Here is a 25099-nt window from a genome sequence, read left to right as displayed (position 1 = left end):
TTTAGTCTTTATGCCATTTCTGAGAAAGTGGATTTTTTTCAATTTTATAATCATTTTTTTTTCTCGAATTGACTTCTCTATTCCGTTCGTAAACTTTTAACAGGATTCGCTTTTGCTGCTTTTATAGCTTGAAAACTTACCGTTAGTATAGTAACCAATAATGCACCTAGTATTGCCAATACGAAAATCCACCATTTTAAAGCTACACGGTACGGATAGGCTTCTAACCATCCGTTCATTACATAATATGCTATGGGTATTGCAATAAAACAGGAAATTATAACCAACTTTAAAAAGTCTTTAGACAGCATATTCCAAACATTAAATATGGTTGCACCCAATACTTTACGAACACCTATTTCTTTAGTGCGTTGTTCCGCCACAAATGATGTTAAACCGAAAAGTCCCAAACAACTGATAAGAATAGCTAGCCCTGTAAAGACTCCTGATAACGTGCCAATACGTTCTTCAGAAGCAAATTTTTCACCATATTCTGCATCTACAAAATCATATTGAAAAGGAATGTCAGGAAAATGTGCTTTGAAGACTTTTTCTATTGTGACTAAATTTTTACTGGCACTTTGTTTCGGGTTTAATCTTAAATTGTAATAACTAGAATTACCGTGCTTGTCAAAAACATATACACCTTGCTTAACAGGTTCATAAGGCGACTGTGTAATCATGTCTTCTACCACACCGATTATTTTCAATGGTGGATTTGGGTTTTCGTCACTATCATCTCTGAGAAATTTACCTACCGGATTTGTAAGTCCCAAATATTTTACAGCGGTTTGATTAATCAAAACAGCATTAGAATCGGTAGCAAACTCACGTGCAAAATCACGTCCCTCTATAATTTTTAGATTAATCGATTTAGCATATTCATAGGTAACTTCTGTGTAAGCAAGATCTTCTTGAAACCCCTCAGGTTTGCCATCCCAAGTATATCCACTTCTGTTTGACCATATTTGTGTAGTAGGACTACTGGAGGCTGACATTTCAATCACTGCACCAGAATTTAAAAATTCGCTTCGCATTAAATCATATTTACCTTGAAAGTCTTGACTGTATGTCGGAATTTGAACCAATCCTTCTTTGTCGTAACCTACAGGTCTGTTTTTAGCATAATTTATCTGTTGCATAACAATTACTGTCCCTATAATAAAGGCAACAGAAACCGTAAATTGAACTACTACCAAAATTTTTCTGGGTAAACCTGCATGTTTGCCAGTTTTAAAAGTTCCTTTTAAAACATCAATAGGCTTGAAAGAAGATAGGTAAAGTGCGGGATAACTACCTGCCAATAATGTTGTAAATAGTATAAAAGCTAAAGATATTAGCCAAAAGTTAACATTGCTCCACGGAAATAGTATCTCTTTTTTTGCTAGGTCATTAAATCCGTTCAAAGAGAATAAAATTATTAATAATGATACCAAAAAAGCCAGAACTACCACCAAAAAAGACTCACTTAAAAATTGGTATATCAACTGTCCTTTTTGAGAGCCAATTGATTTTCTGATACCTACTTCTTTAGCTCTTTTTTCTGAACGAGCAGTGCTTAGGTTCATAAAATTAATACATGCTAATAATAGTACAAAAGCACCAATAATAGCAAATAACCAAACATATTTTATACGTCCACCTCCATCGTTTTTACCATTTTTAAAGCTGTTTCTTAAATACCAATCTTTCATAGGAAATAGAAACAATTGTGGATTGAACGCTGCAGTGTCTTCGTTTAATGTTTTCTTTACATCTTTAATAGTAGTAGATACTTTATCCATATCAACGTTGTCAGCCACTTGCACAAACATCTGAAAAGAGTTATTGCCCCATTGGTCTTCTGAATTTTGTACCCATTCTCTTGTAGCCACATATTGTTCCCATGGAATGATATAGTAGGTGTCGTTAAAAGTAGTATTAAGAGGAATGTCTTTGTAGACACTGGAAACCACTAAATCGTCCTGATTTCTAACTTTTACAACTTTACCAATAGGATCTTCAGTTCCAAAAAGGGCGTTTGCAATTGATTCAGATAGCATGATGGAATTTATTTCTCTTAGACCATCTTTTTCTCCTTTTATAATTTCTAAATTTAATAATTCAGGAGCGTCTCTTTGCATATAATTTCCAGACTTATAAAGACTGGTTTCTTTATATTTTAGATACACTTTATTCGTCCATGACGACATTATTAAATATTTAAAACTACTTCCATAATCTGTTCTTAATGCTTTTTCTAAAGGTCTTGGAATTGCAGGGCCAGTGCCCGTATTACCATTAAATGTTTGGGATTGGAATACAATGGCTATTTTATCTTTATTTTCAAAATGATTATCATAGGAAAGCTCGCTCTGAACCCATAACCCAATAATTATGGTTACCGCTATGCCTAAGGCTAGTCCGCCAATATTTATAGCAGAATATCCTTTATTTTTAGCTAAATTTCTCCAGGCAATTTTTAGATAGTTTTTAAACATGGTTAATTGTTTTATTAATGACAATAGAATTTTTTTTAAAAGAGTATGCAATTGTCATATTGTCGCTTTAAGTATTCTGAATTTGTTATACCTATAGTTGTGCCAAATATTTAATCGATTGTTTGTTAGGTTTTTATAAGAAATTAATTTTTAATTTTTTTTTAATATGTAAAATAATTTGACAGAAAGTGTCCAATATTTTTACAGTTCTTTTGAAATATTTCAATAGAAACGTTTACTAAAACATAGAATCCAATTTTAGTAAAGATTGCTTAAAACAATCATCTGATTAAAGAACGCCTTAGGCTACCTGTTCGCTTTTTATTCAGTTTTTAAGCTTTTAACAGGGTTTTGCATTGCTGCTTTTAAAGTTTTAACGCCAACCGTAAATAATGCAATTAATACTGTTAATAATCCCGCAAGGGCAAAAATCCAAATACTTAAATCAATTCGATATACATAATCTTGAAGCCATTGATTCATTAACCAATAGGCGACAGGTGCAGCAATAACAAAAGCAATTGCCACTAACTTAAGAAAGTCTTTGGTCAATAAATAAGTTATTGAAGAGATGCTGGCACCCACAACTTTTCGCACGCCAATTTCTTTAGTGCGTTGTGCGACCACCAATAATGAAATGGCAAATAGACCAATACAACTAAGAACAATGGCTATAATGGAGCCACTAGTAATCATCGTTGCCATAATTTTTTCACTTCTAAAAGTACGATCAATATTATCATTTAAAAAAGAGCCTAAAAATTTGGCATTGGGCTCTAACGTTTTCCAAGTTTGTTCAATAGCGTCGTAAGATTTTGATAAATTTTCTGGAGCAACTTTTACATAGGCATAATACAGATCCCAATCTGTATTCATAAAGAATGTTAACGGTTCTATAGACTTGGTTAATGATTCAAAGTGATAATCTTTAACGATGCCTAATACTTGATATTTAGTGCTGTCACTCATCATAATGGTCGCATTCAATGGATCTTCTTCATCAAGTTCGCGAGCCATACTTTCATTAATTACCATTCCGAGTGCATCACCAGGATATTGCCTATCAAAACTTCGTCCTTGTATAAGTTCTAACCCTAAAGTTTCTATATAATCATAATCAACTACGAGCATATTTGTTTTTACAACTCTTCCTTTATATTCAAAGCCTAAACGACTACTGAATTGACTGCCGTCTTTACCCAATCCTAAAATATTATCTGAGGCAGTGACGCTTATTATATTAGGATTGTCTTTAAGTTGATCACGTAATAAATTAACTGCTCTCCGGCTGTCCATTTTTCCTTCAATAGGAAAAGCTACAACTTGCGATTTATCGAAGCCAAGGTTTTTATTCCTCATAAATTCTAACTGACTCCATAAAACCAATGTGCCGCTAATTAATAAAATAGCAATTGAAAATTGTACTACCATGAGTACATTTCTAACTATATTTTTTCCGTTAGTTTCCACTTTGCCTTTAAGGGATTGAATAGTACTTAATTTACTCATAAGTATTGCCGGATAGCCTCCCACTAATAGCGTTACCAGTACTATTACAACTATAAATAGAACAATGTTTACGGGGTTGGTAAACATACTAAAGGTAACATTGGTTCGGAAAATTTCTTGAAAATCCTTTAAAAAGACAATGCTTAATCCAATACCAATAAATAACGATACAATAAATAGCATTAAGCTTTCGCTCCAAAACTGAAAAAATAGTTGCTTTTTTTGTGCTCCTAATGTTTTTCTCATTCCAATTTCTCGCAAACGTTGTGTACTCTTGGCGATGCTCATGTTGATAAAATTTACACAAGCAATAAAAAGAATTAAAAAAGCAACACTGAGCACTAAATAGGGTATTGTTCTACTTATTTTAGCATAGCCATTTTGAAAGTTGGTATAATGTATGTCCTTTAAAGGCAGTAGGTTAATAGTAAAATAGCGACCATTGGCGTCAGGTTGTGCTCCATCTCGTTTAAGGTTTTCAACGGACTCTTTATAGTGCAAATCAACAAAAGGGTTGGTACGGTCTTCAAACTGTTGTGCATTTACCTCATTTTGCAATTGTACATAAACATCGTGATATTGAGAATCCCATTCCTCTTTATTCTTAGTATAACTTTGATGGTTTTCAAAACGAATGGCTAAACCAAATTCTAGAGAGCTATTCGATTTTGTGTTTTCAACAACCGAAGCCACTGTGAATGGAGTTTCTTTTCCATTTATAAGGATATTTATGGTCTTGTCTATTGCATTTTCATCTCCAAATAATGCTGTTGCCATTTTTTTAGAAAGTGCGACACTTGATAGTTCTTTAAGAGGATTATCAGCATTTTCTGCAAACTCAGGAAAAGAAAACATAGTAAAGAAATCAGTATCAACCCATACGGTACTCATATTAATTTCTTTATCCTTATAAATAACTAAAGCACCATCTTGTAGATAACGTGTAACTTTTGAAATGCCTGGAACTTCTTTTTTAAGAGCATTTGCAAATGGAGCAGGTTGACTTGTACCAGCTTCTGGACCTCTAGGAGTTTGTATCTCATTATAAACCTTATAAATGTTATCACCATTGGTGTGAAATTTATCATACGATAATTCGAAAAAAGCCGCCATTGAAAGTAAAATAGCAACACCGAAAGCAACCGATAAACCTATAATATTTAAAAGGGTAAATGTTTTGTCCTTTTTCAAATTTCTCCAAGCTATTTTTATGTAGTTTTTTAACATGATATTTAAAGGTTTTACTCTGTTCTTAAACTTTTAACGGGATTAGAAAGTGCAGCTTTTACCGCTTGAAAACTAACGGTTATTAATGCAATTACAATTGCCAAAATTCCTGAAATGGCAAAAATATACCAACTAAAATCTATTCTATAGGCAAAATTTTGTAACCATTCATGCATCAGCCAATAAGCGATAGGGAAAGCGATTACAATGGCTACTACAACCAGTTTTAGAAAATCCATAGAGAGCATTTGTGTAATTCCCATGATAGTAGCTCCCAATACTTTTCGAATTCCAATTTCCTTTTTGCGTTGTTCAGCAGTGAACGCCGCTAAACCAAATAGACCTAAACAGGCAACGAAAATGGCTAAAATGCTAAAAGTGAATCCTAATATTGCTGTCTTCCGTTCTTGTGCATATAATTGTTCAATGTTTTTATCTAAAAAGATATATTCAAAGGCGGAATCCGGATTTATTTTTAGAAATTTAGATTCTAATTGATCCATGGTGTTGGTCAAAGAATTACTATTGAAGCGTACCAATGCAAAATTTTTGGCTTCAGTTTTTCGGTTGTGAAAAGCATACGCTCCAATGGGTTGATGCAGTGATTCGAAATTAAAATCATCTACGATACCTACAATAGATACATTACCTCTAAAACCTTGGATTATTACTTTTTTTCCAATCGATTCTTCGGGAGTATATCCTAAATAATCCAATGCTTTCTTATTGAGAACCACTTCTGATATTGTATCACCTTGTTGTTTTATCAGCGGTAACGTTTTACCTGCTATTAATTTTAGTTTTAATAAATCGATAATTTGAGCATCTGCACGATTGGTTTGAATTTTTAAACCACTTTCATCATTTTCAGTTTTAAATAACATTCTACCACTTACGGTAACACCAGGAAAACCCTGTGCCATGGCAATATTAGAAACCATGCTCAGCGATTCATATTCTTGAACTAGAGCTTCTTTTTTGTCATTACCGTTAACTGCTGTTGTAGAAATAGCGACCACATTATCTGAATCAAAACCTAATTTTTGATTTTGCATAAATTGTAATTGCTGATATATTACGAGTACCCCAACAATTAGAATTATAGAGGCTGCAAATTGTAATACCACCAAACCTTTTCTAATATTAATAATACTTGAACCGTCCTTTTTTGTTGAGGTTAAAGCTGAGTTTGGAGAAATACTTGAAAGATAAAATGCGGGGTAAGATCCTGCAACTAAAGTGACAATTACCCAAAATAATAGTATACCTATTAGGACTTGCGGCTTAAATAGCAATGAAACCTCTAATTGTTGAGCCGTTAATTGATTAAAAAGTGGAATGAATACTACAGTTATAAAAACACCAATTACTAATGCTAATAAGGTTATAATTCCTGTTTCAGCATAAAACCGAGCTATTAAGCTTTTAAAGGAGGCTCCTAACGTTTTATTAATTCCAACATCTTTGGATCTTTTTGCAGACTTTGCCGTCATTAAGTTCATGTAATTAACACAGGCAATCAATAATATGAGTATTCCTAAAAAAGAGAGGTTGTTTATTTCGTCAATATCTCCGACTCTTTTACTGTAAGAATTTGAAAAGTCAGCAGAGTAAAGGTGAACTTTTTCTAAGGGCTGTAACGTAAAGTGAAACCATTGCCCTTCTTTATCTACATTCTTATCTAAAAGCGACTGTAATTGACTTTCTGTATTTGCTTGTAAAATGTTTTCATTTAATTGTAAGTAGGTTTCAAAACTAGAATTTCCCCAACTTGGATTCTTAAAAGCGAATGTGGAGCTAAAAGAAGCTATTGCATTACAGTGTAAGGAACTGTTTTCAGGAAAGTCTTCAAACACGCCAGTAACTTCCAATTTTTCATCGCTATCAACTACGATAAGTTTTCCCATTGGATCAGCATCTCCAAAATATTTTTTGGCAGTGCTTTTTGAAATTGTAATAGTATTTGGTCTCGTTATGGCAGAAGAAGCTTCTCCTTGTAGGAATTTAATATTAAATATCTCAAATAATTCAGGGTCACACCAGTATAATTCCTTTTCAAGAAAAGTAGTATTGCCCACTTTGACGAATGCTGTTTCACCAAAACCATGTTTCAATATTCTGGCGGCATATTTAACATCGGGTATGTCATTTTTAATGGCTGGAGTTAAAGCAGCAGGAGCCGTACATAAAATTTGCTTGTCATAACTTTCATTAGTATTTACAAGAACGCGATATATATTTGCTTTATTAGAATACATGGTATTATAACTCCGCTCATAGGTAATAGAAAGAAAAAGTAGAATGGTTATAGATAAACCTAATGCCAGTCCTAAAATATTAATTATTGAAAACATTCGGTTTGTTTTCAAATTTCTCCAACCTATTTTTATGTAGTTTTTTAACATGATATTAAAGTTTTTACTATTTATATTCTATACGCCCTGCACATGATGATTACTTTCTGAGTTCGTTGGACTAAATAAGTCTATTTATCTAGTTTTATTCTGTTCTTAAACTTTTTACAGGATTGGCTACGGCCGATTTTAATGATTGAAATCCAACAGTTATTAATGTTATGATCAATGCAAAACCACCAGCGAGAGCAAATACCCACCATTGGATGTCAATTCGATATGTAAAATCTTCAAGCCATCGTTCCATAAAATAATAAGTAATTGGGGAGGCAATCAAAAAGGCGATTCCTACCAATTTTACAAAATCTTTGGTCAATAATTGCACTACAGATTTTATACTAGCACCTAACACTTTGCGAATTCCAATTTCTTTCTTCTTTTGTTCGGCTACATATGAAATCAACCCAAAGAGGCCTAAACAACTAATTAGAATGGCTAGAATAGTGAAGACAAACGAAATTTCACCAAGTCGTTTTTCTTCATCATATAGCTTTTCAACCTCTTTGTCAACAAACCTATAATCAAATGGGACATTGTTTACTGTCGTTTTCCATTGTTTCTCTAAATTGCTAAGTAATAGCTCGTAATTCTTTGTTTCAGTGCGAAGGAACAGCCAATTAGGTTCGCTTTCTTTGTGCAAAAATAATGGAGCTATTTCATCTTTTAAAGAAGCGTAATGAAAATCGGCTACCACACCAATGATTTCCATTTCATAGGTTTCATCTCCAAAACTTTGAACAAGTTTTGAACTCAGAGCCTCCTCACGTTTTATATTGAAGGCCTTAAGTGTGGCCTCATTTACAATTATCTGATTAGTAGTATCTGCTTCGCGAAAATCTCTTCCTTCTAAGATTGGAATGTCCATTGTCTTAAAGTAACCGTCACTGACGCCATTTCGTTTTACGATGGTATTCTTTTCTCTACTTCCACCAGGCAAGTATAAACCGTTATCAGACAAAACTATTTCGGACGGTGTGTAATTACCGCTGGATACTTCAAGTACACCAGGTATATTCAAAAATGCAGTCTTGATAGATTCAAACTTACTTGATGCTTCGTTGGTACCTATTCGTAAGGCCAATAGATTTTCTTTATTAAAACCAAGGTCTTTGTTCTGGGTAAATCTAAACTGTTGAGTTACTACTATAACCGTGGCTACTAGACTTATAGAGACCACAAACTGAAAAACTACTAATGCTTTTCTGAAGTTACCGTTTCCAGATTGTAATATAGTCGCACTTTTCAGGGCTTTTATAGGGTTTATCGAGGATAAAATTACTGCCGGATAAATACCAGCTACTAATCCTGTAAAAATCCCTAAACCGAACAATAAAGCTGTGATTTTCCAATTAAAAATATTTAAATAAGTCAATACTTCTTGAGTAAGTTCATTTACAAAAGGCAATAGGAAAATAGTAATAGGAATACTTATCAGCATTGCAAATACTGACAAGAGTAGAGATTCTCCTAAAAATTGTCGCATTAATGCTTTTTTTCCTGCACCTACAACTTTACGTACCCCAATTTCCTTTGCACGTTTACTTGCCCTAGCCGTACTGAGGTTTATAAAATTAATACAGGCTACCAATTGGATGAAAAAGGCTAACGTCAATAAAAAATAAAGATATGTTATATTTGAAATTCTACCAATTTGATTTTTGCGGCCTTCAGAATACAAATGAATATCGGTTACCTTTTTTAACAATAACTGTTTATTATCCATTCCTGCATCTGATAAGTTTTTAGATCCTCTACGATCGATAAAAGCAGGTAGTTTTTTTTGTAATAGGTTAGCGTCAGCATTAGGGACAAGTTTTGCATAACTATACACAAAATTATTGGTGGCAAAATCTTCAAAAGTCTGAACAAATGTACCCATTCCAGGCGTACTCATACTCACAATGTAATTAGGGTTGAGATGCGATTTGTAAAAATGCTCATCGAATACGCCTTTCACTGTAAGTGTTTGAGCATCTTCACCGCTACCCCAAATAACAGCCTTGCCAATGCTATTTTGATTACCAAACATTTTATTGGCCAAATTTGAGGAAAGTACTATCGAGTTAGGTTCATTTAGAGCGGTCTCAATATCACCTTGTAAAAATTTGAAATCGAATATTTTAAAAAAAGTAGAGTCGGCCATATAGCTTCTTGGCTCATAATAGGACTCTTTATTTTCTGCGGCACGGATTAAATTACTATAAAAAACATCTGTTAGTACTACCCGTGTAACTTCTTCAACTTCGCCAAAATCTTCTTTTAGAGCAAAGGCTATCGGTGGAGAAGCTGCTGCAGTGTCAAAACTTTCCTTACCATCTCTCTCTATTATGGTCTCCACGCGATAAATAGATTCAGCATTCGTAAAGTCTTCATCAAAGCCAAGTTGGGCAAAAACATAAAGTAAAATGGTCAAGCAGCTTACTGTGCCTAAGGTAAGACCCAACAAGTTGATAATGGTCTGTTGCTTGTTTTTTACAAGGTTTCTCCAACCTATTTTTATGTAGTTTTTTAACATGATTTTTTTATATTTTAAAGTGTTTCTTAAACTCGCCTTGCATCATTCCAATAGCTATCGGGATCTGGAGGCTCCTTCACTAAAAAGGTCTACTAGACCTTTTTTATACCTGCGGTCCTATTCTGTTCTTAAACTTTTTACAGGATTAGAAAGAGCAGCCTTTACGGCTTGAAAGCTTACCGTCAATAAAGCAATACAAATCGCGACCATACCTGCAATTGCGAAAACCCACCAATTAATTTCTATGCGATAAGCAAAGCTTTGTAACCAGTTTCGCATCACCCACCAGGCAAGAGGTCCGGCAAGCATCAAGGCAATCAATACTAAGCGTACAAAATCTTTAGACAATAACGTTACAATTCCAAGGACACTTGATCCTAGAACTTTGCGTACACCAATCTCCTTACGACGTTGCTCGGCGGTATATGCCGCAAGTCCGAACAGTCCTAAACAGGAAATAATTATGGTAAGCAGTGCAAAAATCCATGAAAGGTTCCCCACTAGTTTTTCACTCTTGAACCTTGCATTAAAGGCATCATCAACGAATTCAAATTCAAATGGAAATGCTGGGTTATGTGTTTTCATTACATTCTCCATAGCTGCAAGTGTTTTGTCAATTGCCACATCAGACTTCATTTTTACGTACATATATCGTGCATAATCGTTATAATTGAAAAACATTACAGGGTCGCTGGTACCATACATATCTCCATAAAGAAAGTCTTTGACTACCCCAATGACGGTATAAATTTCACCTCGTGTTATCGTCTTGCCAACTGCACTCCCTTGTCCCATTAATTTGGCAAAAGATTCCGTAATAATTGTATTGGTACTGTCTTTTGCTATGCTGTTGCTAAAACCTCTTCCTTCGACAATTTCCATACCTGCCGTTTCCAAAAAATTGGAACTTACGAATCGAAATGAGATAAGCACATCTTCCGTATCGGTGCCTCCTTGCCATTGAAGACCAGAGCCATTATTACCTCCCGACAAAATTCGAGAATTGTTCAATGCAACATTTTCGATCGCCCCAGAGGCAATCATATCTTGTTTTATGGGTACAAAATTTTTGATTACATCACCATTTACTGGCATTCTGACTAGAAGTTCACGACTATAGCCCATATCCCTGTCTTTTACATGCTTTATCTGTTGGTAAACTATAATGGTACTTATAATGAAAACTATGGAAACCGTAAACTGGGTAATCACCAAACCTTTTCGAATTAGCGAAGCTCCCCCTTGTTTTACACTCGTACCTTTAAGTACATCAACAGGTTTAAATGAGGATAGATAAAAAGCGGGATACCAACCAGCAAGAAGACCACAAACGATAGTAATTGCCATTAATGGAACTAGGTGTTCTCTATTGAAAAGTCTAAGAACTAATTGTTTGTCTACGAGAATATTGAACTGTGGTACTAATATCCAAAGTAAAATTATACTGACTAAGGTTGCCAAGGTTGCCGTTATTATAGCCTCTGTCATGAATTGGGAAATAAGTTTTCTTTTATCAGAACCTAGTACTTTTCGTACTCCAACCTCATTTGCTCTTCTTTCGCTCCTTGCGGTGGAAAGATTCATAAAGTTGATACAGGCAATTACCAATATGATAATAGCGATAAGGGTAAATAACCGTACATACGTAATTTGACCTCCTACATTTTTTCCACCTTCAAAATTAGACCTCAGGTGCCAGTCTTTCATTGCATGTAAAAAAGCATAGGTTTCTTCATGTTCTGTTTTTTCAGGAAGCATTTTGCGTACTTTAGCATCTACTACTTGAAAATCGGCTTCAGCAGAAAGCTCCACAAAAGTGTCGGAAAAATTATTCCCATATTCTTTCATCCAATCTTTATCGGCAGCAAATCTTTCAAAAGGGGCAACCCAATCAAAACCATAACTAACATTATTCGGCAAATCTTTAAAAACGCCTGAAATTGTGTAATTGGTATCATTGTTTACACGAATAACTTTACCTAAAACGGATGTGCCTTGGCCATATAGGGCAGTTGCGGTTTTTTTAGAAATGACGATGGCATCGACTTCCTTAAAGGCATCTTTAGTATTTCCTTCAATAAAAGAGAGGTCGAAAATGCTTAAAAAATCTGGATCAGCGAACCTTCCATATCGACCTATTGCTTTTTCATCGATAGTGAATAGGAGTTGATTGCCCATCGATCTAGAGCTACCTATAATACCCGGAATCTCTTTTTTCATGGCTTCGGCCAGAGGTCCAGGTGTAGATTGATAGAAGGTACGCCACTCTCCTTCATATTGCTGATTAGTAGGCAAATAGTAAATAAGGTCTTGGTTTTGAAAATTAGTATTGAAACTTAATTCGTCTTCAACCCATAATAATATCAAACTAGCACAGGTGATACCTATGGCCAATCCGAAAATATTGAGAAAGCTATAGCCCTTACTCTTCCAAAGATTTCTCCAAGCTATTTTTATGTAGTTTTTTAACATGCTTAGTTTTATATCATTCCCGTGAAAAAGGGAATTTGTTCAATTGAATCTCTATTTTTTTTTAATTTTCTTCGGTTTTTAGGGTTACTCAGCTATTTTCTGAATAGTAGCTTCACCAATTACAATTCCTTTATTTACATTAGGGTTTCCTTTATAGGCTACAACGGTTTCACCATATGCGGTTACCTTTAATTCTTTAGATACATTCACTCGGTAACTACCTTCTCCGTAAGCTGTAATTTTAGTACTATTGCTTACGACACCTAAGGTGTTTATTTTTGCTTCACCATAGCCTGTTATTTTTTGTCGGTCAATAGATCCTTCATTGATAACGATATAACTTTCTCCGTACATTGTTGTTTGCAATGTTTTTAGATTTACTTTATTGATTGTGATTTCAGATTCTCCGTAAACTTTTAAGGTAAAATCTTTTTGATCAATAGGGCTTATACATGTGAATTTTTCTTCGCCACGTAATGACAATTCGTCAATATGTTTATAGGTAACAGTTGCCGTAACTATCGTTCCATTGTACAACGAACGTGTACGTTTTTTGCCGTTTTTATAATATTTTTCGTTTTCAGTAACTTCTTTCGCTCCCTCCAAATAAATACGTAAAGTTTTGCCTTTGACTTCAATGTTCAGTTTATTTTTGTCCACTGAAATGGTTTCTATTTGTAAACTTTCAGTATCACCTTGAATAAAAGTTACTGATATATGTGGACTCACAACTATCTTATCAAATGGTTTGACAGTTCTTGTTTCTGATTGAGCATTTGCATTGCTCAAACCTAGAAATAGAACGGTTAAAACTAGGATGGTTTTAAGATTCTTATTTTTCATAATTTTATTAAATTTTAAAATTGTTTTTAAACTGCCCTATGCTTGCAGGCTCCTTCACTAAAAAGGTCTACTAGACCTTTTTTATACGTTCAATCCTATTCCGTTTTTAAACTTTTTACGGGATTAGTAATTGCGGCTTTTATACTTTGATAACTTACTGTTAGTATAGCTACTGCTATCGCCAAAAAGGCAGCCAATGCCAATATCCACCAACTAATTTCTATTCTATACGAGAAGTCTTCTAACCATTTATTCATAGTATACCAGCCCAATGGAAGTGAAATTAATATACCAAGACCTACCATTTTTAGAAAGTCAGTAGTAAGGCGATAGGTTATTTGACTAATACTAGCCCCTAATACTTTTCGAATACCAATTTCTTTTGTGCGTTTTTGAGCATTAAATGCTGCAAGACCAAATAGACCAAGACAGGCAATAAAGATGGATAATATAGTAAATACCATAAAAATTCGACCTAATCGTTGTTCAGCATCATAGCTAGTATTGAAAGCATCATCCATAAAACGATAACTAAAAGGTTGACCTGGTGCTAATTTAGTCCAGATACTTTCAATGCTTGAAATGGTTTGTTTAAAATCTCCAGCTTTTAATTTTATGGCTAAAGTTCCTGTTGATTTGTCTAGAAAAAGGCCAAGAGCATTAATATTTTCTCTTAAAGATTCAAAATGAAAATTTTTAACGACACCTATTACAGTAAAGAATTTGGATTTTTCAATTTCAATTTCTTCTGAGATACGCATCCCAAGTGCCGCCTCGGGGTTTACACCTAATCTTTTTAAAGTAGATTCATTAATAATAACTGCGGTTGAATCCGTGAGGTGCTGTTTGTCAAAATTACGACCGGCAATAAGCTTCATACTTAAGGTAGGTATATAATCCTCATCCACATACCAGGTGCCCATTTGAATGGCTTTATCTTGCTCGATGGCTCCTTCTTCAAAAAACGAACTACTGGAACGAGATGAAGGTACTGGTAAAAAACTACTAAAAGTAGAACTTTGTACTTGGCCTAATCGACCCACTTCTTCTTTAAAAGCTTTTACCTGTTTACCTGCTGCATACGTGTCATTGATCAATAAAACTTGATCTTTGGTAAAACCAAGATCTTTACTTTGTATAAATTTAAGTTGTTGAAATACGACCAAGGTACTTACAATTAGAAAAACGGAAATGGCAAATTGGAATACAACCAAAGCATTCCGAATATTTCCTCCTCCAACGCTGGTATGACTCCCTCCTTTAAGGGTTTTTACGGGCATCAATCGAGACATGAAAAAGGCAGGGTAGCTTCCTGAAAATAGTCCTAGAATAATAGTTGCCACGAAGAGTATTAACCAGAAAATCGGATTTGTAAATGGTAATGAAATCGCTCTACCTGAAAGTTCATTAAAAAGAGGGAGTACAGTAATAGATAAGGCAACGGCCAATAATAACGATATTAGAGCAATTAGTCCAGATTCAATTAAAAATTGTTGAATCAGTTCTGTTTTATTAGACCCCAACGTTTTTCTTACGCCTACTTCTTTGGCTCTTTTTAAGGAATGAGCAGTGGAAAGGTTCATAAAGTTTACACACGCCAAAATAATAAGGAACAATCCTATAAATGATAGGATATATACGTTTTGCATACTACTATTGGAACTCATCTCAGATTCACGTGCAGAATACAGATGAATATCCGTTAATGGCATAGTATGGTATCTGATTGAATTGCCCGCTGCGGCAAACGATTCTCCAGTCATGCCTGGAAAATATTTTTGTGCCCACGGCAGCATATATTTTTCGAGCATGCTTGCTAAAGGTATTTTTATATCGTCGGCATTTGCACTCGGTATCAGTTTTATAAAGGTATAAAAGTTGTTACCGCCCCAATTATTCTCTCTTGAGGCAACATGACCTGCCATTGCCATAAAAACAGAATAATCTTTCAAAAAAGAATTCGTTGGTAAATCATCTATAACTCCAGTTATGGTATAGGTGTCGGTATTATTCAACAGGAGGTTTTGGCCAATAGCATTTTTTATACCAAAATGTTTTTCAGCAGCAGTTTTTGTTAAAACTAATGTATTAGGCTGAGTCAAGGCAGTCTTTCTGTCACCCGAAAGTAGTTGAATACCAAACATATCAAAGAAAGTGGAATCGACAAATGTGGTTTGAAGCTCTTTTGAATTGTCATTGGTTTCACTTTTTCGAAGCAACATACTTCCTTTAGTTCTGAATCTAACCGTGTTTTTAACCTGTGCAAAGTCATTTTGCAATGCGTTGGCCATTGGTGCCGCAGCCTGTGCGGACTCCATTTCGGCCCCGCCAAATTTTATATCTGTATCTATACGATAGATTCGATCGGAATCTGCAAACATTTTATCGAAACTCAGTTCGTCATGTACAAAGAGTGAAATAAGAATCGCACCTGTCATCCCAATAGCCAAACCAAAGACATTTAGAAAGGTAAAGAAAGGTTGTTTCTTTAAATTCCGCCAAGCTATTTTTAGATAATTTTTATACATGATTGTTCTTTTTTGTATTGATGAAACAGCTGAAAATTGATTAATAATGTTTAAACTCTAGCTTCCATAGCTCTATTCTGACTTTCTGTTACAATTTGACCGTCAAAAAGATTTACAATTCGGTGTGCATAATGAGAATCTCTGTCAGAGTGAGTTACCATTACAATTGTAGTTCCTTCTTGGTTTAATTCCGTTAGTAAATTCATTACTTCAATCCCGTTTTTAGAATCTAAATTACCTGTAGGCTCATCGGCAAGAATCAATTTAGGGTTGGTAACTACCGCTCTTGAAATGGCCACACGTTGCTGCTGACCACCGGAAAGTTGTTGTGGAAAATGCTTTTCACGATGTGCTATTTTCATACGTTCTAACACGGCCATTACTTTTTGCTTGCGTTCACTTTTATTCATTTTTAAATAAATTAAAGGCAACTCCACATTTTCATAAACAGTAAGTTCATCAATTAAGTTAAAACTTTGAAAAACGAATCCTAAATTACCTTTACGTAATTCAGTTCTTTGACGCTCTTTTAAGCCTCCAACTTCATGGTCGCTGAATTTGTAGCTACCTTCGGTAGGGTTGTCGAGCATACCAATGATGTTTAACAAGGTAGATTTACCACAACCAGATGGTCCCATAATGGCAACAAATTCTCCAGAAGCTACGTTCAAGTTGACGTCATTCAATGCTAATGTTTCAACTTCTTCGGTTCTGAAACTCTTTTTTAAATTTTGGATTTTTATCATTTTATTTTTGTTTTAATTCCCCTCTCCTAGAGGGGTGTACCGCAAAGCAGGGCGGGGTGTATTTTTTGTTATTTATAATTATTTACTCACTACGCAAACTTTTTACAGGATTTACAATAGCCGCTTTTGTTGTCTGAAAAATCAATGTTAGAAGCACAATTGTTATTGTAATAATTCCTGCAATGGCGAAAACCCACCACTTTATATCTATTTTATATGCAAATTCCTGAAGCCATGTACTGGCACCGTACCAGGCAAAAGGGGTGGCTATTAATACCGCCAAGACCACCAGTTTTAAGAAGCTTTTTGAAAATAAAATTATGATAGAACTAATCGAAGCTCCTAGTACTTTTCGTATCCCAACTTCTTTAATTCTTCTTGCAACAGCATGTTCAATCAATCCAAAAATACCCAATAAGGCTAGAAACATACTTATCAAACTAAAGAATACAAACAATTTTCTAAATTTGGCTTCTTTGCTGTATTGTTGTTCAAGTAAATCGTTCACCCAATTGATACCCAATACTCTATTTGGAAAAAATTGCTTCCAAACGTTGTGGATTGCTGATAGTGTCTCTCTTTCATTTTTAGGATTTACACGTATTAACATACCTGAATATTTTGAAGGTGCAGTGGCAAAAATTATGGTTGGTTTCAATTTGTTTTTTAGGGATTCATTATGGAAATTATCAATTAATCCTACCGGGCTAGTTTGAGTTCCCTTTAACTCAATATCTAAATCGTTAACTTGGAGTATTTTTGCAGTATATGCCGTAACTAAAGAAGAACGAAGAGCTTTGGCAGAATCTTTTTCTTTAGCATTGAGAGAATAACCTTCCCACGACATTTTATCAGATTGAAAAGAATTATCGAACAATCTTCCTTTTTTTAAATGCAGCTTTAATGTTGTAGGCAAATCGGCATCACCTTGTATAACATTTATAGCTATTTGCTTATTTTCATTAATTGGATCCTTGATGTTTAAACCCATAGATCCAGCACCACGGCTTGGAATCCAATCAGTGATGCTTACGTTTTTAACAAAAGGTAGTTTTAATAATTCAACTTTAAAACTTTCTCCTTTTCCATTCCAAGATACAAAATCAATAGCGATAAGGTTGTCCTTATCATAACCGATATCTCTAGTATTTATAAAGTTTACTTGTTGTTGCACGATTATCAATCCGATAAGTACCGCAATAGATATAGAAAACTGCACAGTTACTAAACTTTTAAGCACAAAATTACCACTGCTTTTATTGCCCGAACCAAGAGTTCCTTTTAAAGCAGATATAGGTTTAAAACCCGAAATGACAAATGCTGGGTATAAACCAATTAAAAGACTTATAGCAACTATGATCAAAAAAACAATGACAAATAAATATTTTACGGTTACGAATGTTATTGTTAAATTATTGCCTAAGAAACGCTCAATATATGGAAGCGAACCGAAATAAAATAATACTCCAAAAACTGTGGAAATCATAAAAAAAAGTAAAGATTCCGTTAAAAATTGGAAAACCACATTGCGTTTGCCAGCACCCAAAATTTTTCGAACCCCAATTTCACGCATTCGGTATACTGTTCTAGCCGTTGTAAGGTTTATAAAGTTGATGCAAGCAATAATCAATAATAAAAGAGCAATTCCACTTAGTATAAAAATAGTGCTATAGTCCCCTTTAACAGGCTGATAATCGGCAAACTGAGAATGTAGATAAACATCTTTAATAGGTTGAAATTCGAATGTAGAAGGTTTTTCTTCTTTTACAAGACCAGCATACCATTTGTCCACTTTGGTCGTAAGTTTATTTACGTCAGTACCTGGCTTCAAAATCGTATAATAGAATGAAAAAGTATGCCAATTCTGATCAAAAGATTCTATTCTTGATGGTTTTATGAGAATTACATCGGCTCTTAAGTGCGTGTTTGATGGAATATCTTTGATAACCCCTGTAATTTCATATTCTATTGGCTCATTCCGATAAGGAGGTAAATGATAGATAATTTTTCCTACAGGATTTTCTCCAGGGAAATACTTTTTTTGAAAACTTTCGGAAATGACCAAATTATCCTTTCCCTCTTTAAACTCTTTCGGTGTTCCAAATAAAATGTTAAAGTCGAATAATTTCCATATTTCAGGGTCGGTTTCAATACTGGTCACTTTTATAGTTTCTGATGATATCTTTTCTTTTTTTAATTCAAGATCAGAAATATAAACACTTGAAACCGCTTCAATTTCTGGAAAATTTTCCTTCATTGCAGGATTCAAAGCAGTCATTGCTTGTGGGAATTTGTCATTTTCACCACCACCATCAAACTTAGTTAGCACACGATACAACCGATCAGCCTTGTTCCATTGTATATCATAAGAAAGATCGTCAATAACCACGGTTATCACCAGCATACTTGCATATAAACCAATGGTAAGCCCGATGATATTTATAAATGAATGCATCTTGTTTTTAGCAAGGTTTCTCCACGCGATTTTTAAATAATTTTTAAGCATTGTATTTATATTTTCTCTATTCTATTTAAGAACAATTCGCTCTGCTTCCCCAAAACTATCATAATTAGAAGTGATTACTTTTTCACCAGGTTCTAATCCTTCTAACACTTCGTAATATTTTGAGTTCTGTTTTCCTATGCGAATGGTACGTTTAATGGCTTCGTCGTTATCATTTACAACAAAGATCCATTGCCCACCTGTGCTTTGAAAAAAGCTACCTTTCGGTAAGAGAAGTGCGTCACTTGAGGCTCCTAATTGCAATTTGATATTATAAGTTTGACCTGCACGAATCGTTTCTGGTTTTTCGTTGGTAAAAACAAGATCTACCTTAAATTTCCCATTTCTAACTTCAGGATATACTTTTCTAAGACGCAATGGAAATTCTTTACCATTTCGTTCTAAACTAGCTGATAAGTCACGTTTTACACGATCAATATAGTGTTCGTCAATGGTAGCTTCAATTTTAAAATCAGTCAATACGTTTATTTGTCCAATACGTTCTCCTTGTCCAATATTTTGTCCAATTTCAGCATCTAAAAATCCGAGTTGTCCATCAGCAGGAGCACGTACATTCAAATGATCTAGACGTTCATATACCATAGATAAGGTTTTACGCATACGTTTTAAATCGGTATCTAAACCAGATAATGAAGTGATCCGCATTTTATCATCTTGCTCCGTTTGTAGTTTTACAATTTTTTGTTGTTTTATCGCAAGTTCATAGTTCTCTTTAGTTTGTAAATACTCTTCTTTTGATATTAGTTCATCTTTGTACAAGGCTTCGTTTTGTTCAAAATTTCGTTTTGTTTTGGTAAGGTCATAATCCGTTGTAGCTAACGATTTTTTACCACTTACTTGACGTGAATCAAATTCTAATTTTGTAGATCGTAAATTATTTTCCTTTAAAGCCATATTACTTTCACTTGCTAAAATTTGCTCATATAAGTTCATGTTTTCTAGCTTCAGAATAATGTCTCCTTTTTTAACCATGGTACCTTCTTCAATCAATTTTTCACTTACACGGCCACCTTCATAAGCATCCATATATATCGTAGAAATTGGAGCTACAGTACCATTAATAGTAATATAGTCATCAAATTTACCTTGCATAACTTCCGCAATAGATAATTTATCTTTCTCTGTTCTAAAAGTAGACATTGAGCTACTAAAAATCAGTTTCCATGCTGCAAATGCTATGAGTAATCCTAAAGCGATATATCCGTAATGCTTTGGTCTTAATCCTTTTTTCTTTTCAAGTTTTATATCCATTATTATTGTTTAATCGTTATTTCTCTAATTTTTAGTCTTGTTTCTTTTGGCTTAATCTTTATTTCAATACGTGGACATCTTAAGGTCCAATCGTTCACAATTATATTTTATTTTTAAATTCAAAAATCGTTAATCATCAATCGTTACTCGTTAATTTTTTTTATTTCCATCTCCAGTCTTAAGACTTCAAACTTTTTTCTTCGTACCTCGTACCTTCTTTAACTCTGAACTCATAACTTTTTTAATTTTTATCAATACTATCAAAAACTGGTAATCCTTTATAGAAATCAAGCGTTTTTTCAGTGACTTTCAATTGTAATTTTACTTGTAAGTTTTCATTTTGAGAAGTCGTATATAAGTTTTTCGCTTGATATAATTCTATGGCATTTATCATCCCCTTTTCATATTTCTTTTGTGCAATGGCAAATGTCAACTCTTGGGCTTTCATTTTTTTAGTACTTTGCTCAGACTCTACAGTAAATGATTTTTGATCTTGTACTAATTGTTGAATCAGCTTGTACAATTCTTGTTTTTGTATATCTAAATTATTATGGGCACGTTGAAGTTCAATTTTTTGTTGTTTTATATTTGAACGACCAGACCAACGGTTAAAAATAGGAACAGTTACAGAGATCCCGACATACCTCGAAGCATTATCTTTAAATTGAGTATTGAATGGAATAATATGGTCGGTATCATCAACATTAGTTTCGTAATAGCCGGTTCCATATCCTGCAAATAAAGATATGGAAGGGTATAAGTTACCTCGTGCAATAGCAACTTCTTTTTTAGCAGCCTCTGTTCTTAACTTTTCAGCCTTAATAAAAGGAATAAAACTAGTTGCTGTGTTATAAATAGTATCTAAGTCTGTAACTGGAGAATTGCTTTCTGTTGCTGTTATTTCGTCCAATGCTGTATTGATAGTGATAGATGTTTGACCTTCTAAATTCATTTCTTGAATCAGTTTTAATTGGGCAGTCTCTAAACTATTTTTACTTTGTGTTGCCGCCAATTGATCTGTTAATAATACAGATTCTGCTTCGTATAAATCAGCACCAGCCTTTAAACCTAATTCTACCTTACGCTTTACTAAATTGTAATTGGTTTCAGAGACTTTTACCTGATCTTCAGAAATAAGTAATAATCCTTCATAAAAGCGAATGTCATAAAAGGCAGACATTACCCTAAAAGCCAATAAATATTTTTCTTGTAATACATCTTCCTTTGCAGCCTTGTAGAGAAATTTAGAAGCTTTTATGGAATTTAGTTTTTGAAACCCTTGAAATATATCTACTGAAGAGCTTAAAGAATAATTATTAGAGAAAAAGTCGGTATTAATAATGTCATTGGTAAAACCATTAACCGAGCGTCCATAACGTATGTTGTAATCTGATGACCCAATTAAATTAGGTAGTAAATTACGAATAGACTGCTTGTACGTTTCTTTGTTAGAATCACTGTTGTATTTAATGTTATTCAATGCTAAGTTGTGCTCAACGGCATAGGCTACGCATTCATCTAATGTCCAAGTTTTTTGTGCACTAATAGTGTTGGCTATTAAAACGAAAAGTAAAAAAAATATATGTTTTTTAAGGGTCATGTTTAATTAATATTCAAGTTTAGAAAACTACTTTTATTTATATGATGCCAAAAGGTATACTAATGTTGTGCCATGTTTTTATTTAAATGTAAATCAGTGTGTTATGATTTTTTATGATTTGTGTTGTAATTTATTTGTAAAATATTTTGACAATAAGTGTAAAAAAATTTTACACTTATTTAAAAACTTAAATCTTTGTTTGTACATTTAAAAAATATTAAACTAATAAAGATGACTGATGGAAAAATTTTAATAATAGATGATAATAAAAGCGTGCTAAGTGCTTTAGAAATATTGTTGCAATTTGAATATAAAAGTATTGAAATACTTTCAAACCCGAATCAGATTTCATCGCTTAAGAATCTTACGGACTTTGATATTGTTTTATTAGATATGAATTTTTCTGCAGGTATTAATTCTGGTAATGAAGGTTTGTACTGGCTAAAAGAAATTAAAAAGAAATCACCTGCGGTTTCAGTAATCATGATGACAGCCTATGGAGCGATAGATTTAGCAGTTAAAGCCTTGAAAGAAGGTGCCGCTGACTTTGTGTTAAAACCATGGAATAATGATAAATTATTAGCCACTGTAAAATCGGCTTTTTTATTACGTAAATCGCAAAAGGAAGTCCATCAATTAAAAGAAAAAGAGAGTAGTTTAAAACAACTTATCAATCAAGATAAAAATTATATTATTGGTAATTCAAAGGCTCTTACGTCCGTTTTAAATCTTACTCGAAAAGTGGCTACTACAGATATTAATGTATTGATAACTGGAGAGAACGGTACAGGAAAAGAGTTAATAGCTAGAGAATTACATCGAATGTCGCCTCGTAAAAATGAAGTGTTTATTAATGTAGACATGGGGTCAATATCTGAAACTTTATTTGAAAGTGAATTATTTGGGCATGCCAAGGGATCATTTACAGATGCTAAAGAGGATAGGATAGGTAAATTTGAAGCTGCAAATGGTGGAACATTATTTTTAGATGAGATAGGAAATCTATCGCTACAAACACAGGCTAAATTATTATCGGCCATTCAAAATAGAATAATCGTACGTGTAGGGTCTAATAAACCAATCTCAGTTGATATTCGCTTAGTTTGTGCTACCAATTGCAATTTGGAACAAATGGTGAAAGATGGCATATTTCGTGAAGATTTGTTGTACAGAATTAATACAATCCATGTGGAAGTGCCTCCTTTGCGAGAACGCGATGATGATGTGTTGTTATTGGCTGATTTTTATTTAAATAAATTTGCGGCTAAATATGGAAAGCAAGGATTGAGATTAAATGCCATGGTCCAAGATAAATTTAAAGACTATGGTTGGCCTGGTAATGTTCGCGAATTACGACATGCCATGGAAAGAGCTGTTATTTTATGTGATGGCAATGTGTTAAAGCCAACAGATTTTTCTTGGTCAAATAAAACGATACCATCTAACGAAACGACTACAGCTACCCTAGAAGAAATGGAGAAAGTGATGATTTCTAATGCTTTAAATAAGCATGATGGTAATTATAGTGCAGCCGCAAATCAATTAGGGGTATCTAGACAAACATTGTACAACAAGATTAAGAAAATGGACAACTAATGGCGAGTAGAAATTTTTATATACACATTATTTTAAGGGTAACTTTTATAACCCTTACCGCTTTAGGTCTCGCTTTCTTATTTACAAAAGGGTATTATGTAGTTTGTTTTTTTATGCTTGGATTCTTATGCTTTCAAGCATGGCAATTGGTCTATTATATTAATAATATCAATAGGAAATTGGCCTACTTTTTTGATGCCATTAAAAATGAAGATTTTACATTACATTTTCCAGAAAAAGACCTTATTGAGTCTTTTCAGAGCTTAAATCAGAGTTTGAATAGAGTTAATGCTTTGATACAAGACGTGCATCTAAAAAAACAAGAACAAGAACAATATTATCAAGAAATTTTAAAGCATTCAAATATTGGAATCTTAACTTTTAATGAGAAAGGACATATTATTTTTTCTAATCCTACCGTTGAAAAATTATTAAATTATAAACCTCTGAATCATATAAAACAATTGGCTCAAGTTGATAAAGGATTGTATGCGTTATTTGAGGATTTAAAACCGTTTGATCAAAAATTATATCAGCTCACAAATGAAAGAGAGAAAACCCAATTAGCTATAAAATCGACTTCAATAAATATTAACAAACAAGAGCTTTTGTTGGTAGTAATTCAAGATATTAATAAGGAGTTGGACGAAAAGGAAACGGATTCTTGGGTAAAATTGATACGCGTACTAACTCATGAGATTATGAATACCATTACGCCCATAACCTCAATTTCAGAGTCAATTTTAAGGTATTTTAAAAAAGACGATAAAATGGTTAATGCAGATACCTTTGAGGTAAAGCATATTGAAAATACAATAAAAGGACTGGAGGTTATCAAAGAGCAAGGTAACGATTTAATGAGTTTTGTACAGTCGTATAGAACATTATTGAGCGTTCCAGAACCTGATAAGGAAATTGTTGAGGCGAAGAAGTTACTAAGTAAGGTATTGGTTTTAATGCAGCAAGATGGTGTCAATAATAAGGTAGAAATAAAATTAGACATTAGTCCTGATAATTTAGAATTGTTTGTTGACAGTAAGCAAATTACACAAGTAATGATAAATTTAGCTAAAAATGCCTTACAGTCTTTAAAGAATAAGGAAAACGGCATTATTAAAATGTCAGCAGGAATTAACAACGCAAACAAAAAATACATTACTGTTACTGACAACGGATCTGGTATAGCTCCAGAACTTATAGAAGAAATTTTTGTTCCATTTTTTACAACGAAAAATTCAGGAACGGGAATCGGTTTAAGCCTTTCTAAACAAATTATGCAGCTGCATGGTGGTAGCCTTATGGTGCATTCTGTTCCAGATAAGAATACCACCTTTGTCTTGACTTTTTAAAATAAATTAGAATTCAATTTTAACTGTGTGTTTCAACAAAATACT

13 protein-coding genes are annotated in these 25099 nt (G+C 33.6%); 2 read left to right on the top strand and 11 right to left on the bottom strand.

Features of this window, described 5'->3' with window-relative positions; translation table 11 throughout:
- Window positions 1-77: 77 nt before the first annotated feature.
- From D3P13_RS14100 to D3P13_RS14050, 11 genes are all read right to left on the bottom strand, one after another.
- A complete protein-coding gene (locus D3P13_RS14100; protein WP_117883519.1) occupies window positions 78-2480 on the bottom strand; it encodes an ABC transporter permease in 2403 nt (800 codons plus the stop codon).
- A gap of 321 nt (window positions 2481-2801) precedes the next feature.
- Window positions 2802-5216, bottom strand: coding sequence for an ABC transporter permease (locus D3P13_RS14095; protein ID WP_117883518.1), 2415 nt, complete (start codon window positions 5214-5216; stop codon window positions 2802-2804).
- 14 nt (window positions 5217-5230) lie between these two features.
- Window positions 5231-7621 (bottom strand): ABC transporter permease, encoded by a 2391-nt coding sequence (locus D3P13_RS14090; protein WP_117883517.1) that lies wholly within the window; start codon window positions 7619-7621, stop codon window positions 5231-5233.
- A gap of 94 nt (window positions 7622-7715) precedes the next feature.
- On the bottom strand, window positions 7716-10145 hold the full coding sequence (locus D3P13_RS14085) for an ABC transporter permease (protein WP_117883516.1): 2430 nt from the start codon (window positions 10143-10145) through the stop codon (window positions 7716-7718).
- Window positions 10146-10262: 117 nt separating this feature from the next.
- Window positions 10263-12617: an ABC transporter permease gene (locus D3P13_RS14080; RefSeq protein ID WP_117883515.1), complete on the bottom strand. Its 2355-nt coding sequence runs from the start codon at window positions 12615-12617 to the stop codon at window positions 10263-10265.
- 84 nt (window positions 12618-12701) lie between these two features.
- A complete protein-coding gene (locus D3P13_RS14075; RefSeq protein ID WP_117883514.1) occupies window positions 12702-13460 on the bottom strand; it encodes a head GIN domain-containing protein in 759 nt (252 codons plus the stop codon).
- Window positions 13461-13555: 95 nt separating this feature from the next.
- On the bottom strand, window positions 13556-15988 hold the full coding sequence (locus D3P13_RS14070; RefSeq protein WP_117883513.1) for an ABC transporter permease: 2433 nt from the start codon (window positions 15986-15988) through the stop codon (window positions 13556-13558).
- Window positions 15989-16038: 50 nt separating this feature from the next.
- A complete protein-coding gene (locus D3P13_RS14065; protein WP_117883512.1) occupies window positions 16039-16734 on the bottom strand; it encodes an ABC transporter ATP-binding protein in 696 nt (231 codons plus the stop codon).
- Window positions 16735-16816: 82 nt separating this feature from the next.
- On the bottom strand, window positions 16817-19240 hold the full coding sequence (locus D3P13_RS14060; RefSeq protein WP_117883511.1) for an ABC transporter permease: 2424 nt from the start codon (window positions 19238-19240) through the stop codon (window positions 16817-16819).
- Between the two features lie 21 nt (window positions 19241-19261).
- On the bottom strand, window positions 19262-20509 hold the full coding sequence (locus D3P13_RS14055) for an efflux RND transporter periplasmic adaptor subunit (RefSeq protein ID WP_117883510.1): 1248 nt from the start codon (window positions 20507-20509) through the stop codon (window positions 19262-19264).
- 241 nt (window positions 20510-20750) lie between these two features.
- Window positions 20751-22109, bottom strand: coding sequence for a TolC family protein (locus D3P13_RS14050; RefSeq protein WP_117883509.1), 1359 nt, complete (start codon window positions 22107-22109; stop codon window positions 20751-20753).
- 231 nt (window positions 22110-22340) lie between these two features.
- Between D3P13_RS14050 and D3P13_RS14045 the strand changes: the two genes are divergently transcribed.
- Together D3P13_RS14045 and D3P13_RS14040 are read left to right on the top strand one after the other, a co-directional pair.
- Window positions 22341-23705, top strand: a complete 1365-nt coding sequence (locus D3P13_RS14045) for a sigma-54-dependent transcriptional regulator (protein ID WP_117883508.1) — start codon at window positions 22341-22343, stop codon at window positions 23703-23705.
- Window positions 23705-25054 carry a sensor histidine kinase gene (locus tag D3P13_RS14040; RefSeq protein ID WP_117883507.1) on the top strand — a complete coding sequence of 450 codons (1350 nt, stop codon included), beginning with the start codon at window positions 23705-23707 and terminating at the stop codon, window positions 25052-25054. Before D3P13_RS14045 ends, D3P13_RS14040 begins: the two co-directional genes overlap by 1 nt.
- Window positions 25055-25099 lie beyond the last annotated feature (45 nt).

This window comes from Aureibaculum luteum, from assembly GCF_003449015.1.
Taxonomy (GTDB): Bacteria; Bacteroidota; Bacteroidia; order Flavobacteriales; family Flavobacteriaceae; genus Aureibaculum; species Aureibaculum luteum.
This window is presented reverse-complemented; position numbering and strand designations above follow the sequence as displayed.

What these genes read in the sequence shown, in the direction of transcription:
- D3P13_RS14100 (WP_117883519.1), bottom strand. Translation starts at nt 2,480, where the DNA reads ATGTTTAAAAACTATCTAAAAATTGCCTGGAGAAATTTAGCTAAAAAT.
- D3P13_RS14095 (WP_117883518.1), bottom strand. Translation starts at nt 5,216, where the DNA reads ATGTTAAAAAACTACATAAAAATAGCTTGGAGAAATTTGAAAAAGGAC.
- D3P13_RS14090 (WP_117883517.1), bottom strand. Translation starts at nt 7,621, where the DNA reads ATGTTAAAAAACTACATAAAAATAGGTTGGAGAAATTTGAAAACAAAC.
- D3P13_RS14085 (WP_117883516.1), bottom strand. Translation starts at nt 10,145, where the DNA reads ATGTTAAAAAACTACATAAAAATAGGTTGGAGAAACCTTGTAAAAAAC.
- D3P13_RS14080 (WP_117883515.1), bottom strand. Translation starts at nt 12,617, where the DNA reads ATGTTAAAAAACTACATAAAAATAGCTTGGAGAAATCTTTGGAAGAGT.
- D3P13_RS14075 (WP_117883514.1), bottom strand. Translation starts at nt 13,460, where the DNA reads ATGAAAAATAAGAATCTTAAAACCATCCTAGTTTTAACCGTTCTATTT.
- D3P13_RS14070 (WP_117883513.1), bottom strand. Translation starts at nt 15,988, where the DNA reads ATGTATAAAAATTATCTAAAAATAGCTTGGCGGAATTTAAAGAAACAA.
- D3P13_RS14065 (WP_117883512.1), bottom strand. Translation starts at nt 16,734, where the DNA reads ATGATAAAAATCCAAAATTTAAAAAAGAGTTTCAGAACCGAAGAAGTT.
- D3P13_RS14060 (WP_117883511.1), bottom strand. Translation starts at nt 19,240, where the DNA reads ATGCTTAAAAATTATTTAAAAATCGCGTGGAGAAACCTTGCTAAAAAC.
- D3P13_RS14055 (WP_117883510.1), bottom strand. Translation starts at nt 20,509, where the DNA reads ATGGATATAAAACTTGAAAAGAAAAAAGGATTAAGACCAAAGCATTAC.
- D3P13_RS14050 (WP_117883509.1), bottom strand. Translation starts at nt 22,109, where the DNA reads ATGACCCTTAAAAAACATATATTTTTTTTACTTTTCGTTTTAATAGCC.
- D3P13_RS14045 (WP_117883508.1), top strand. Translation starts at nt 22,341, where the DNA reads ATGACTGATGGAAAAATTTTAATAATAGATGATAATAAAAGCGTGCTA.
- D3P13_RS14040 (WP_117883507.1), top strand. Translation starts at nt 23,705, where the DNA reads ATGGCGAGTAGAAATTTTTATATACACATTATTTTAAGGGTAACTTTT.